The 12,907-nt window shown below is 43.0% G+C and carries 14 protein-coding genes; 5 read left to right on the plus strand and 9 right to left on the minus strand.

Going from position 1 to position 12,907, the window contains the following annotated elements; translation table 11 throughout:
* Positions 1–283: 283 nt before the first annotated feature.
* The gene (locus AC4II3_RS25965; RefSeq protein WP_488012765.1) at positions 284–619 is read left to right on the plus strand and encodes a DUF433 domain-containing protein; all 336 of its coding nucleotides are present in this window, start codon (positions 284–286) and stop codon (positions 617–619) included.
* 4 nt (positions 620–623) lie between these two features.
* Here the strand turns inward: AC4II3_RS25965 and AC4II3_RS25970 are convergent, their stop codons facing one another.
* On the minus strand, positions 624–2,399 hold the full coding sequence (locus AC4II3_RS25970) for an N-acetylmuramoyl-L-alanine amidase (protein WP_488012767.1): 1,776 nt from the start codon (positions 2,397–2,399) through the stop codon (positions 624–626).
* A gap of 911 nt (positions 2,400–3,310) precedes the next feature.
* Between AC4II3_RS25970 and AC4II3_RS25975 the strand changes: the two genes are divergently transcribed.
* On the plus strand, positions 3,311–5,053 hold the full coding sequence (locus AC4II3_RS25975; protein WP_488012769.1) for a SulP family inorganic anion transporter: 1,743 nt from the start codon (positions 3,311–3,313) through the stop codon (positions 5,051–5,053).
* A 98-nt stretch (positions 5,054–5,151) separates the two neighbouring features.
* Here the strand turns inward: AC4II3_RS25975 and AC4II3_RS25980 are convergent, their stop codons facing one another.
* On the minus strand, positions 5,152–5,691 hold the full coding sequence (locus AC4II3_RS25980; RefSeq protein ID WP_488012771.1) for a pyridoxamine 5'-phosphate oxidase family protein: 540 nt from the start codon (positions 5,689–5,691) through the stop codon (positions 5,152–5,154).
* A gap of 13 nt (positions 5,692–5,704) precedes the next feature.
* On the minus strand, positions 5,705–5,833 hold the full coding sequence (locus AC4II3_RS25985) for a hypothetical protein (protein ID WP_488012773.1): 129 nt from the start codon (positions 5,831–5,833) through the stop codon (positions 5,705–5,707).
* A gap of 210 nt (positions 5,834–6,043) precedes the next feature.
* Between AC4II3_RS25985 and AC4II3_RS25990 the strand changes: the two genes are divergently transcribed.
* The gene (locus AC4II3_RS25990) at positions 6,044–7,267 is read left to right on the plus strand and encodes a chromate transporter (RefSeq protein ID WP_488012775.1); all 1,224 of its coding nucleotides are present in this window, start codon (positions 6,044–6,046) and stop codon (positions 7,265–7,267) included.
* A gap of 79 nt (positions 7,268–7,346) precedes the next feature.
* On the opposite strand, the gene AC4II3_RS25995 is transcribed toward AC4II3_RS25990, so the two are convergent.
* The 4 genes from AC4II3_RS25995 to AC4II3_RS26010 form a co-directional block, all read right to left on the minus strand.
* Positions 7,347–7,952, minus strand: coding sequence for a hypothetical protein (locus AC4II3_RS25995; protein ID WP_488012777.1), 606 nt, complete (start codon positions 7,950–7,952; stop codon positions 7,347–7,349).
* A gap of 54 nt (positions 7,953–8,006) precedes the next feature.
* Positions 8,007–8,471 carry a DUF4365 domain-containing protein gene (locus tag AC4II3_RS26000; protein ID WP_488012779.1) on the minus strand — a complete coding sequence of 155 codons (465 nt, stop codon included), beginning with the start codon at positions 8,469–8,471 and terminating at the stop codon, positions 8,007–8,009.
* A gap of 262 nt (positions 8,472–8,733) precedes the next feature.
* Positions 8,734–9,129 (minus strand): ACP S-malonyltransferase, encoded by a 396-nt coding sequence (locus tag AC4II3_RS26005; RefSeq protein WP_424098980.1) that lies wholly within the window; start codon positions 9,127–9,129, stop codon positions 8,734–8,736.
* Positions 9,126–9,512 (minus strand): DUF433 domain-containing protein, encoded by a 387-nt coding sequence (locus AC4II3_RS26010; RefSeq protein ID WP_488012785.1) that lies wholly within the window; start codon positions 9,510–9,512, stop codon positions 9,126–9,128. The genes AC4II3_RS26005 and AC4II3_RS26010 overlap by 4 nt, the downstream gene beginning before the upstream one ends.
* A 365-nt stretch (positions 9,513–9,877) precedes the next feature.
* Here AC4II3_RS26010 and AC4II3_RS26015 point away from each other — a divergent pair, with 365 nt between their 5' ends.
* Positions 9,878–10,750: a NotI family restriction endonuclease gene (locus tag AC4II3_RS26015; RefSeq protein WP_488012781.1), complete on the plus strand. Its 873-nt coding sequence runs from the start codon at positions 9,878–9,880 to the stop codon at positions 10,748–10,750.
* Positions 10,751–10,761: 11 nt separating this feature from the next.
* Positions 10,762–11,640 carry a DNA adenine methylase gene (locus AC4II3_RS26020; RefSeq protein WP_488012783.1) on the plus strand — a complete coding sequence of 293 codons (879 nt, stop codon included), beginning with the start codon at positions 10,762–10,764 and terminating at the stop codon, positions 11,638–11,640.
* Positions 11,641–11,781: 141 nt separating this feature from the next.
* Here AC4II3_RS26020 and AC4II3_RS26025 read toward each other — a convergent pair whose 3' ends face one another.
* Both AC4II3_RS26025 and AC4II3_RS26030 read right to left on the minus strand, forming a co-directional pair.
* A complete protein-coding gene (locus AC4II3_RS26025; protein ID WP_070395812.1) occupies positions 11,782–12,198 on the minus strand; it encodes a helix-turn-helix domain-containing protein in 417 nt (138 codons plus the stop codon).
* A gap of 533 nt (positions 12,199–12,731) precedes the next feature.
* A complete protein-coding gene (locus AC4II3_RS26030) occupies positions 12,732–12,878 on the minus strand; it encodes a CHAT domain-containing protein (RefSeq protein WP_488012787.1) in 147 nt (48 codons plus the stop codon).
* Between the last annotated feature and the right edge of the window lie 29 nt (positions 12,879–12,907).

Raw genomic sequence — 12,907 nt, forward strand, 5'->3', positions numbered from 1 at the left:
AACCAGAAAACGCGATGAAGCGAAGCTTCCGCGCTTGTGCGATTGACCTTGGCCAAAAGGCCACGCTACGCGAACGCGCTTCAGGGGATATCCAGAGCGCACCTCATCAAATAACGTAAGTAAAAATACTTATCGTTATCTGAGTTTTGATTGCTATATCGATAGCTATCGATAGTTTCAGCATAATTGGCAGACAAGAGCAGAATGTCTCAGTATTGATCTCAGTTTTTTGTTCCAGTTGTTTCAGTTATATGATCTCAATAGATATATTCAAGGTAAATTGATGCCACTTGTAGAAGCTAAAACCTATGTAGAATATCGGGATAATGGTTACTGGATCGCAGGCACACGAATTTCTCTCGACTCCGTTGTGTATACTTTCCGCAACGGATTATCACCGGAAAGTATTGTTCAATCTTTCCCACTGTTGACCCTTGAACAGGTTTACGGAGCGATCGCTTTTTACTTAGCTAATCGTGATCAGATTGACGCTTATCTCGCTGTGGAAGAGGAAGAGTTTGATGCCATGGCTCAACCATTACAAATCTCTGATCCCTCTTTGTATAACAAACTTATTTCACGATTAGTTGTTACCCTCAGTAATCCTGATTTTCCCTAGTGCATTACTCGACGGTAGCCAACCATTCAGTAATTCCATCTGCGATCGCATTAGCCAATTGCCTTTGTTCTCGGGGATTGCTAATCCATTCAAATTCCACTGGATTAATCATAAATCCCAATTCCAATAGCACCGAAGGAGCTTTGTGAGGACGGGTTAGGGCGAGATTATTCCAAAATACTCCATAGGATGGACGCCGGAGCTTTTGGACTAAATAATTATGCAAAAACACTGATAAATCGTGGGCTTGGGTATGATACCAAAACATTCCGATCCCAGCAGTATTAATAGCATCACCATAATCTGGTAGTGCATTGTAATGGATAGAAAGGGCAATCGTTGGTTCTAGTTCGTGAATCATATCCATCCGGTCTCGTAATGACACATCCTTATCAGTTTCCCGTGTCATATATACCGTTGCTCCCCGTTGTACCAATTCCTTTTGCAACAGTTTCGAGACTACTAAATTAACATCCTTTTCTGGATACCCATTCGGTCCGCTCGCTCCTGTTTCAGCTCCCCCATGTCCGGGATCGAGCAGTATCTTAATTCCTGCTAACTGCTGAGTCGATACACCCAGTCTGGTTCTACTGCTCAAGTTGGGTGGATGTCTCAGAGACAGAATTAGAGTAGTGCCTTCATACCTTAAGTCATACCCCCACTGCTGCTCAGATTTTAGTCGAAAATTATACTCCACCCGGTCTGGAGTAACTTGGTACCAGTCTAGGCGCTTAATCACTGGGCCATCATTCAGGAAAATCGTATCGGTTTGAGCCGTTAGATTATGTAGCGTTAGGGTAAAGGTTTTATCTGACTGCTGCACACTCACTGGTACTGGTATCTCTAGGGGAAAGAGAATTTCTGTTGCTCCAGGTACCTGTCGGGAGGTGATACTGCGAATAATCGACTTCGGAGGAGTTGCACCAGGAATCACCTTGGTTTCCTTTTGGCGAATCCACGCACCATAATCAAGACGTAACCAGTCTCCTTGTTTACCAGTAACTGCTGCTCTAGTTCCCTTTGGTAAAGGCGTTAAGCGAGAATAGCTAGTACTCGGTCCAGTGCGGGCAACCCCAGCCTCTTCTATTACCTCTATTACCTCTAAGCGGTTAGGAGATAGAATTTCCACTGTACCTGTACCCCGCTGACTGATTGTCTCGCCATTGAGATTTAGTTGAAACACAGGGTTGCCAAAATTACCAGCCTGTGATACCTCAGCGCATCCCTGGTAGTTATTAATCACTGCACGAGGTGTAGGTTGGTTTTGACCAGTCAATACGGCAAAATTAGACGGAAGTTGGACATCTTGGGATTGAGGGAGTAAGGAAATCCGTTGATTGCCCAGGGTGACAGAAACTGTAGCACTAGGGGATGCGATCGCACCAAAACAAATCTGTTCTCCAGGTAACCTAGCAATATCTGCTGCTGGGGTCAGGGAATCTTTGGCAAATCCCAAACCTTGTGGTAACTGTGGTTCAGTAGACAGCCGGGTTACGGTAACTTGAATTTCCTGGTTTAAATAGCGCAAGGTAAACCGATTTTCTCCCAGCTGCAGAGGGAAACTAGGAGCAAAATTCCCACTTTGGCTACGGGGGATAGGTCTACCATTGACCAACACCTGTGAAGTGGGGGCTGCAGTACCAATCAAGAAAATTTTCTCTGCAGTAGTTTTATGCTCACGGGGGGGATAGGCCAGGAAAAGGGGTTGCTCAGCCGAAACAGGTAAAACAGGTAATGTAATCACAGAAGCTAGTATTGCCCAACTCAGGATTTTTTGCATGCTTTCTCGTCAACAGCAGGATAGGTTACCAGTGATTAGCCCAATCTTACCAGGAGTATCCCAATCTGATTTAACTGAGATCTTGCACCATTGTCATTAATCGTAGGGTGGGCAGTGCGTACCAAAGCACTTTGCAAGCTTCATTATCTGTCTGATGCACTGCCCACCCTACATGAACTGTCTAATCTCTAGTCTCTAATCTCTGGTCAGAGTAATTGATTTTCCAGGAATTTTTGACCAGAATTTGCGAAATAATCCACCAATCCTTCTGTGTACTCCCACTAACCTTGCTCAATTATTCTTTAGGGAGATGACTAGGGTAAACCTGTGTTATTTTGAAGTGCCTATAGGTGCGCTCTTACCATTAAGAATTAAATTCGCCACGGGTCGCACCTCTGGATATAATCTTGATAAGATAAGTATTTTTGCTGATTAATTGTTAAATTATTATTAATTGTTAAATTATTATTAATTCTTAAATCTTTGTTAGGTGCGCTTTCCCCATCTAATTATTAAATTTGCCAAGGTTCGCACCTCTGCATGGCTTCTGAGTAAGGTTTGTAGAATTTAGCTTCGTTTGCCCTGGGGCGATTAGAGTCTCTAGTGCATCTCATCCATTGATTTAATGCTAAAACTCTATCGATTAACCAAAACTCTAAAAAGTTTCACTTCTGGCAGTGTAAAATTCTAGTGTAAAATTCTATGGCATCTTATATAGCAATTATTGCTATAAGCAACTCTTGCTTCCATATACTTTAGTGTTGCTCAGGTAAATCTCGGTTTCTATATTTGGATGGCTCTACCCCTTAGATTTTCCTATACCATCATGGTAGGAATTCCAAGTTATATGGAAAGAATCAATTAGATGTGGGCCTAGAGCAGGTATTATTCTCTCACTAAATTACCCACTCATGCAATTTGTGAATGGTTTACATTTCCGTAATTTGCGCGGTGATGTCTTTGGCGGCCTGACTGCTGCCATTGTTGCACTACCATTAGCCCTAGCCTTTGGAGTATCCTCCGGTGCTGGGGCAATTCATGGTCTTTACGGCGCTATTTTTGTTGGTCTGTTTGCCGCTCTGTTTGGCGGTACTCCCTCTCAGATTTCTGGTCCCACTGGCCCGATGACCGTAGTGATGGCAACGGTGTTTACGGCGCTAGTGTCTAAAAACCCAGAGAATGGTCTAGCCATGGCATTTACCGTTGTCATGCTAGGGGGGATATTTCAAATCTTATTTGGGGTGTTGCGGCTGGGTAAATATATTACCCTGATGCCCTACACAGTTATATCTGGCTTTATGTCAGGGATTGGTGTGATCATTCTGTTGTTACAGATTGGTCCATTTTTCGGGCATCCTAGTTCTGGCAGTGTGGTGGAATCTGTCAGCAATTTTCCTACCTTTGTTGGTAATCCCCATTATGCCGCTACTGGTTTAGCAATCCTGACTCTGGTGATTATGTTTGGATCACCTAGGAGGCTGAGTCGATTAATTCCATCCCCCTTGCTAGCACTGATAGTCTGTACGTTGATATCGGTTGTCTTTTTCCCAGACCTGCCAGACAGCGAGCTCAGACGGATTGGAGAAATCCCCACAGGCTTACCCAAGCTACAGTTGCCAGTCTTTGATTTCAGGCAGCTCAAAGAGATGCTTGGCTATGGTCTAATGTTAGCAACCTTGGGAGCTATCGACTCTCTGTTAACGTCCATGGTTGCTGATAATATTACCCGTACCCAGCACGACTCTGACCGAGAATTAATTGGTCAGGGTATCGGTAATACGATTGCTGGCTTGTTTGGTGGGCTACCTGGTGCTGGTGCTACCATGCGGACGGTAATCAATGTTAAGGCTGGTGGTCAAACCCCCCTTTCAGGCATGATTCATGCCCTAGTGCTGCTAGAAGTTGTTGTGGGGGCAGGAAGCCTCACTGAAAGTATTCCCCATGCTGTACTGGCGGGCATCTTGATTAAAGTAGGCATCGATATTATTGACTGGAGCTTTCTCAAACGAGCCCATCAAGTCTCCCTCAAGGCAGCAGCATTAATGTATTTAGTGTTATTCATGACTGTATTTGTTGACCTAATTACAGCCGTTGCCGTTGGGGTGTTCATTGCCAACCTGTTGACTGTCAAAAACCTCACTGACCTCCAAATTAATCAAATCAAGGAAATTACTGCTCCTGATGATGGTGAAAAGAGTTTGAGCTATGAAGAAAAACAACTTCTGAAACAGGCTCGTGGTCGAATTTTCTTATTCCGTCTCGGCGGACCAATGAGCTTTGGTGCAGCCAAGGGTATCTCTCAGCGGATGGGGATGGTGGAAAAGTATGATGTCCTGATCTTAGATCTGAGCGATGTTACCTTGTTGGGAGTTACGGCTTCTTTAGCGATAGAGACTATGGTTAAGGAGGCTCGTGGCAAACGTCGTGATGTGTTTATCGTAGGTGCGACTGGTAGGGTTAAGCAAAGGCTAGAAAAGTTGAAAATCCTGCAACTATTACCAGAAAGAAACCGAGTTAGCGATCGCATCGAGGCATTACAGCAAGCAACTGCTTTGATTAATGGAGAGCAATCACATATCAATAGTGTTTTAGTTCAGGAAAATCCCATAGAGGTCAATAGCGCTGCCGCTAACCTAGACCAAACTAAAAAATAAGTGAGTTTGGTTGTTTGTCAGAATGTAGAATGCAGAATTAAGAATGTAGAATGTAAAATTCTTAATTCTTAATTCTTAATTCTTAATTCTTGTTAATCTTATAAAAGATTAGTCGGTAACCCATCTATACTCTCAAGATTCTTGGCTTGCCAATAGTCGTGAATTCCCTTTTCTCCCTTCTTATTCGCCCACTTGATTAGAGTTTCCCTCTCTCCTTTTAAGTCATACAAAGGTACACCATAACCACAGGAGGTTTGGGCAGATTCTACATTTAATACAATAATCTGTCTTTCCCCTGGTAGGCTATTGAATAGGGAGTAAAATTTTTCCCATTCATTATCCCTAGGTCGAATTACCTGACCGTGACCATAAAGGCGGAGAATTAATGGCTTTTCAGTGAAGCTACAAAACATGATGGTCATTCTGCCATTTTCCAGCAAATGAGCAGATGTCTCGTTACCGCTACCGGTTAAATCTAGATACGCTACTGTTTTATTATCAATACACCGAAAAGTGTTAATCCCTTTGGGGGATAAGTTAATACGACCTTGATGGGGAGCTGTGGCTGTAAAAAATATCTTTTGCTCCTCAATAAACTCTATTAAATCTTGATTGATTTCTGAGTAAAACTTAGCCATAGATTACACCAGATTACTCTAGTGAGAGTGTACCATAAAAATAACCAATATAATAGTAAAGGGAATCGGGAATCGGGAATCGGGAATCGGGAGTAGGGAGTAGGCAATAGGCAATAGGCAATAGGCAAAAGGCAAAAGGCAAAAGGCAAATAAAATAACCACAAAAACGCGCACGCTACGGGAACAGCTACATGCTGAACTATCGATAATAAGTTATCTGCAAATAACTATACATTACATTTTATTACCCCGACTCCCGACTCCCGATTCCCGATTCCCGATTCCCTGTTCCCTGTTCCCTGCTCCCTGTTCCCTTTGGTATATTAACCTTGACACCTTTCGAGTCAAACCAGTGTCTAACGAAATAGACGATATTCAGCCTGACCAGCACAACAGTTCTGACGCTCAACTTTCCCCACAACAAGAGGGGCAACGACTAAAAGAATTAGCACTAGTCTTTTTTAAATTGGGGACAATTGCCTTTGGTGGCCCAGCTGCTCACATTGCCATGATGGATGATGAAGTAGTGAAGCGACGACAGTGGATGAGTCATGAGAAGCTGCTGGATCTACTGGGCGTTACCAATCTTATTCCAGGTCCTAACTCTACAGAATTAGCGATTCACATTGGTTATGAGCGAGCTGGATGGCGAGGGCTGTTTGTTGCTGGTTCTTGTTTTATCTTACCAGCAATGGTGATTGTCTGGATCATGGCAGCAATTTATGCCCGTTATCAGAGTGTGCCCCAGGTAGAGTGGCTCCTCTATGGTATCAAACCAGTTATCATCGCTATTGTTTTACAAGCGTTATGGAAGTTGGGGAAAAAAGCAGCAAAAGATATTCCCACCACAGTAGCAGGAATTGCAGCTACTATCGCTTTCTTCTTAGGTACCCATGAAATTCTATTACTGCTGTTAGTCGGAGCTGCGGTAATGCTAGTCAAAACCCTGTGGCGTAGAGGAAACAATATTACAGGTGCTTTACTTGTGCCTTTCTCTAGTCTTTTAGCACAAACTAGTGTACCATCCGCTGCTTCAGTATCTTCCGTTAGTGTCTTCCTATTCTTCCTAAAAATTGGCTCCGTTCTATATGGTAGTGGCTATGTGCTGCTGGCGTTTCTACAACAAGATTTAGTAGAGCGTCACCAATGGCTGACTTCCCAACAATTGCTTGATGCGATCGCAATCGGTCAAGTCACTCCCGGTCCTGTGTTTACCACTGCTACCTTTATTGGCTATCTCCTGAATGGAAATGTTGGCGCAATCGCTGCAACAATTGGAATCTTCTTGCCTGCCTTTGTGTTAGTGGGAATCCTCAATCCTTGGGTCTCCAAACTACGCCAATCCCCTTGGGCAAGTGGATTCCTTGACGGTGTTAATGCTGCTTCCTTAGGATTGATGACAGGAGTAACTTATATTTTAGCACGTACTGCCCTAGTGGATTGGTTAACCGTTATGGTAGCAATAGCTAGCGCAGTGCTGGTATTTCGCTTTAAGATAAATTCCCTATGGTTAGTGTTAATCGGCGGAATTATAGGATTGATTTCACAATTATCTAACTTGTCGATTGGGTTTTAGGGAATCGGGAATCGGGAATAGGGAATCGGGAGAATACTGACCACTGACCACTGACGGCTGACGGCTGAATGCTTACGTCTTAGGCTTCTCCTTTAACCATGTTTACTAGAATCCCAATAATTTTATTAATATCACTAATATAATAGCTATCATTATCTATATAAGCGACATTTTTATCAAGCTTAACAAACCTCCATTCATCCCCTGTTGTTACTGCACCATATACACAGGGTAACTCATGACTTGCTTCTTGATTAAAGAGTTGAGCCGCATACATTTCGGCAATACATTGACCTAAGCCAGAAATAATATTTTCATTTTTCGCTTCAACTATTGTAATTACCGGTAAATCTAAATATAACTGCTCTTCTGAACCGCTAATGATATAATCACAAAATCCAGTTAAGCCTTTTTCCCTATCTACATTAAAATCAATGCCTGAGAATAAACTAATTTTTTCAGATGATTTTTCTTTAACTTCCAGTAAGATATTGATAATGATTAGTTCTGACCTAGCTTTTTCCGTATTAATGGCTAACGCTAAAGGGACATTTCTTTTTAAGGTCTGTGCCAGATAATCACTTATTTCAAGTTCTTCAGTATTGGAAAATAGTGACTGATCCTCCACAGTCTGGATATTGAAGTCAAGCTTTACTTTCTTGAGAGTAAAGTCACTGTATGCCACTTAAGTCTCCTGATTGTGAGCCTAACGGTAAGGCGCTCGGATCCATGGGTGTTGTTATGCAGCCGATTGGTGCTTTCGATTATACCAAGCATTAACGTCTGCGATTATCTGGCTAACCTGCTCCTGATCCAGAGAACGCCATTGATTGTTTTCAAGAGTATGAAGGCTCTGGTTGGATTCACTTGGATACTTCAACCATCGGTAATAGCCCCTGTCATCGTCCATAGTGAAAAACAATACACATACCGGGAAGGGCAAATCTTGAAAGTACTTCTTTTCTTGGTCAGACAAAACTAGTGACGCTTCTTGCTGTATGTCGTTGAAAGCTTTGTCTCGACCTTTGATGTGAACACCAAAAACCCTTCCTGTCGGTAATTTATCCTGTAGTATTGTTACCAACATATCTAGCCCATAATCAGCCTTCATCCTTTCCACAACTAGATCGTGGCTACGTGTCAAGTATACTATCGCCAGATGTTCAGCACGCTCACCAATGAAATAATCTAAATCTCGCTTCATTACTGCCTCCACTATTGCACTAGGAAGTCTGCTGGAACTTGGTTGCGATTTATCGTAGGTCACGCTACGCTCCGGAAGCAAAGCTTCCGCGCTTATGCGATTGGCCTACGGCCACGCTTCGCGATGCGACCTAGGAGCCGCTAAAAGCGATTGGCCTACGGCCACGCTTCGCGAACGCATCAATTGATTGCTGGTGACTATATGGCCACCTTAACTGAGTTTAATTAGGCAAGCAAAGGTTTGTCATTCTTGAGCTTCGTATTTATGGAATGAAAAGTCTCATTGAACCTCTATAGTCATCAATGTCAAAGATAATCTCAATTAGCCGATCAACACAACGATTGCGATAATCAGGATCACTCAGAACTCGATCAGAATCTCCAATTGTGACAACAGGTAATGAAGTAGATGTATTTTCTTCACGCATCACTTTCTCTAGAGAATTCTTGTCGTTCATACTTCGATTGGCTGTTAGCAGGATCATTTGATTGGCTTGTGCAAAACGCCAAACTACTCTGTCATCACTAGTAATGGATAATTCAATCTCTGCAAAAGTGACAAAGCGAATAGGTAACAGATCCAACCAGCCTAGGCTAGCAATACTACCTGACAAAATTAGAGCATGTCCTTCAAGATTATGATCAACCAGGAAAATCATGGCTGGGACTCAAATTGAGCTAGATGTTTGGCTTTCTGCGCTTGCAGCTTTTCCCAAGCCGCCTCCCTACCTGGTAATGGTGGCTTTTTGGCAAGTCGGGCAATCAGGTCACGATTCCGCTGTTCATAATACTGTCGCAATTCTTCAGCTTCTTTCAAGACAATTTGATACTCAGCTTCGACTTCAGCACGATTAGCCTTAATATAGGTCAGAGCAGCGTTAATTTGTTCCTCGGTTAAGTTGAACAGACCACGAATAAACTTAGGAGGATATTGGGCAGTTAGGTAATCCATTACATCATAGAGTGTGATGCGCGTACCTGAGATCGTCAATCCTCTTTCTGTACGGATGATAGCAACTTTTGCATTAGACTGTAAACTCATATCCTTTATTGTTAAAAGACTAAATCCATAATTAACTACGCTAGCACTAGGAAAGCTGCTACTGGTTTTGTCTAGTTTGATGCGTTCGCGAAGCGTGGCCAGAGGCCAATCGCTTTTAGCGGCTCCTAGGTCGCATCGCGTAGCGTGGCCTACGGCCAATCGCATAAGCGCGGAAGCTTTGCTTCCGGAGCGTAGCGTGGCCTACGGCCAATCGCATCAATGGATTGCTGCTGACTCTAAATTGCCACCTTAGCTGTTCACCCGCAAGCAATCATCTAGCTTCACCCTTCGCGGTACAACTTCAATCAATATCTTGATCTTTTTACGGTAGTCTTAGATTTACATAAGTACTATACTAGATTGATATGTCCAACAATCCTCTTGCAGAGGTCTTCGGATTCCCAACTAACAACTTCACAGAACAGGCAAAGCGCTATCGTCGCTACAAACTGTGTCCTTATAACAATAAGGTGCCGAATTGCACCAAAGATAAGGCAAACAATCCTCTAGGTGTATGTAGTATCTATCACAGGGATGAATCGGTCATTACTTGTCCAGTTCGCTTCCGACAGGATTGGCTAATTGCTGAAAATGCCGCTAATTATTTCTTTGGAGAGGAAACTAATTGGACTTCCCTGACAGAGGTTCGCTTGAAAGATGCCAATGGTCAGTCCGCTGGAAATATTGATCTAGTCTTAGTTTCTTATGATGATCGAGGAAAAGTTTTAGATTTTGGCTCTGTAGAAGTGCAAGCTGTTTATATTTCTGGTAACGTTAGAAAACCCTTTGAAAGGTATATTAGTAATCCTGAAGACTGGGAAACTATAGATTGGGCAAAATTGACAACTTATTATCCTAGTCCAGATTATCTATCATCCTCACGCAAACGCCTCCTCCCTCAGCTTTTGTATAAGGGGTCAATTTTTCGTGAGTGGAATAAGAAACAGGTAATCGTTTTACAAAAGAGTTTCTTTGATACTCTGCCACAATTGCCACAGGTTGAATGGGATAAATCGGAAGTTGCCTGGCATCTTTACACCCTAGAACCGGAAAAAAATCAGTTCAATTTGACGTTACACGATGTAGTTTATACAGAATACTGGGCAGCAATTAACGCTATTTCAACACCGAAAGCTGGTAACGTAGAAGATTTCCTTGAAGTGCTTCAACAGAAACTTGATGATAAACTAGATAATCCTCCAGATACTCAAACCATAGTAGATCTTCCTTTACAATAAAGGATAAGCCAATGACTCAACTTGAGCTATTTAATACTGCCTCTCTCATCAGTCATAAAAAAGTCATAAATGTAGCTAGTGTGCCGCAACGTAGCCCATTTCGCTATGCTGGTGGTAAAACTTGGCTAATCCCCCAAATTCGCCAATGGTTGTATAATAAAGGTGGTACAGATAAGGAACTTTTTGAACCTTTTGCTGGTGGAGGTATAGTCAGTCTTACTGCTGCTTTCGAGAATTTAGTAGGTAGAGTGACTATGGTAGAAAAAGATGAAGGGGTTGCTGCTGTGTGGCAGGTCATTTTAGGTGGTGGTGCCGAATGGTTAGCGGAAACTATTGTCAATTTTAATCTAACTCCAAAGAGTGCTAAGCAAGCTATTAATTCTGCAAATGAATCTCTTGAATCTCTCGCTTTCGCAACACTAGTGAAAAATCGCGTTAATCGTGGTGGAATTCTGGCTGATGGTGCTAGTTTTATGAAAAATGGGGAAAATGGCAAAGGAATCACGTCACGCTGGTATCCTGAAACCCTGAAAAAGCGCATACTTTCTATTGATAAAATCAAGACAAAAATTCAATTTATTGCCGGGGATGGGTTTGAGGTTTGTGAGCAAAATTATCACCGCAATGATGCTATTTACTTTATTGATCCACCTTATCTAAAAGCTGGGCGCAGGCTCTATCGATATTCAGCAGTTGTTCATGAAGCTCTATTTAAACTTGCTAGCAAATTAGAAGGCGATTTTCTGATGAGCTATGACAATACAGAAGAAACAAGGGATTTAGCAAGTCACTATGAATTTGCTATACAACCTATTGCGATGAAAAACACTCACCATGCCAAGAAGACAGAATTGTTAATTAGCCGAAATTTCGATTGGTTTTTAGATTAGTTATTCAGCTATCAGCTATCAGCTATCAGCTATCAGCTATCAGCCAAAGGTCTTGGCCAGCCACGCTACTTGAATGACCAGGCTACTTGAGGTGCGAACAGCTTTTGAATAAAATAAGCTGACGGCTGACGGCTGGCCCAATCAGCTCACCTTAAAATCAGAAATCGTCTCAATCCACACCCTAGCCCCACAATGTAAAGGATCATCAGGACGATACATCACCCGACAGGGGCCATTGACCTCTACCGTATGACCATAAATATTTTTAGAACCCCGTTTGACCGTTATCACAGGGTTGCGCTCCCCGCTCTTGAGATTTTGGCGAATTACCCTTTGATTAACGTGAATCACAGCCTTAGTGTACTCCGTGCGCTTTGACCAATTCCGCTTCGGTCCGCGAGTACCAGGGGTGACCACCGGCATACCGTCAAACAGAGGAATCACCCAAGTTCTACCCACCTTATAAGCCCCTTTAACTCTGCCCTTGCTCAGCAGGAAACGAACACGAGTAGCAGAAACACCTAGTAATTCAGCAGCTTGGGCGGTAGAAATCATCATGGCGGTAAAACCATTGCTTTAACGATACTGTTATTTTAACACAAGTTCTCATAAGATGCAAGGGTGTAGAAAAACTATTGCAGCGATGCAGCGCCGCTAAAGGGGGTTTCCCCCCATGAGCGACTGCATCAAGACATTGACGCTATTTCTAACTAGAGGGTTGTAAGGGTGGTAATAGGGTAAAAAGTTAAAGGGGTCATAAAAACTATTGCATTACCGCTATCTTTAGCTAGAGGGTGGTAAGTGTTTTAAAAGTTGTAAGAATGTTAAGGGTGGAAAGAGGGGTCAAAAAAACTATTGCAGCGATGCAGCGCCGCCAAAAGGGGTTTCCCCCCATGAGCGACTGCATCAAGACACTGACACACTACATTGGTCAGCAGCACAAAAAAGCGATTGGCCTACGGCCTCAGCTTCCGCGCTTATGCGATCGCTTTTAGTGATCGCACCAAATACAACTACTCCCCACACCCCACACCCCACACCCTAATTCCACTCTCCCCACACCCCACACCCCACACCCTACCCCCTAATTTTCACAACCAATTTCCCAACAAAATAAAAGCCGACCAGTAATAGGGGTGCTTAAATTCGTCCGTCTGCAACAACTCCTGTTGAGCTTCACGCAGAGCTTCAGCCTTGGTAACCTTGCCCTTAGCTAACCTCTGATAGAAGCGAGTCATTAACTCTGTAGTGGCTACATCGTCCACAG

Source organism: Moorena sp., from assembly GCF_982860115.1.

What these genes read in the sequence shown, in the direction of transcription:
- AC4II3_RS25965 (WP_488012765.1), top strand. Translation starts at nt 284, where the DNA reads ATGCCACTTGTAGAAGCTAAAACCTATGTAGAATATCGGGATAATGGT.
- AC4II3_RS25970 (WP_488012767.1), bottom strand. Translation starts at nt 2,399, where the DNA reads ATGCAAAAAATCCTGAGTTGGGCAATACTAGCTTCTGTGATTACATTA.
- AC4II3_RS25975 (WP_488012769.1), top strand. Translation starts at nt 3,311, where the DNA reads ATGCAATTTGTGAATGGTTTACATTTCCGTAATTTGCGCGGTGATGTC.
- AC4II3_RS25980 (WP_488012771.1), bottom strand. Translation starts at nt 5,691, where the DNA reads ATGGCTAAGTTTTACTCAGAAATCAATCAAGATTTAATAGAGTTTATT.
- AC4II3_RS26000 (WP_488012779.1), bottom strand. Translation starts at nt 8,471, where the DNA reads ATGAAGCGAGATTTAGATTATTTCATTGGTGAGCGTGCTGAACATCTG.
- AC4II3_RS26005 (WP_424098980.1), bottom strand. Translation starts at nt 9,129, where the DNA reads ATGATTTTCCTGGTTGATCATAATCTTGAAGGACATGCTCTAATTTTG.
- AC4II3_RS26010 (WP_488012785.1), bottom strand. Translation starts at nt 9,512, where the DNA reads ATGAGTTTACAGTCTAATGCAAAAGTTGCTATCATCCGTACAGAAAGA.
- AC4II3_RS26015 (WP_488012781.1), top strand. Translation starts at nt 9,878, where the DNA reads ATGTCCAACAATCCTCTTGCAGAGGTCTTCGGATTCCCAACTAACAAC.
- AC4II3_RS26020 (WP_488012783.1), top strand. Translation starts at nt 10,762, where the DNA reads ATGACTCAACTTGAGCTATTTAATACTGCCTCTCTCATCAGTCATAAA.
- AC4II3_RS26025 (WP_070395812.1), bottom strand. Translation starts at nt 12,198, where the DNA reads ATGATGATTTCTACCGCCCAAGCTGCTGAATTACTAGGTGTTTCTGCT.
- AC4II3_RS26030 (WP_488012787.1), bottom strand. Translation starts at nt 12,878, where the DNA reads ATGACTCGCTTCTATCAGAGGTTAGCTAAGGGCAAGGTTACCAAGGCT.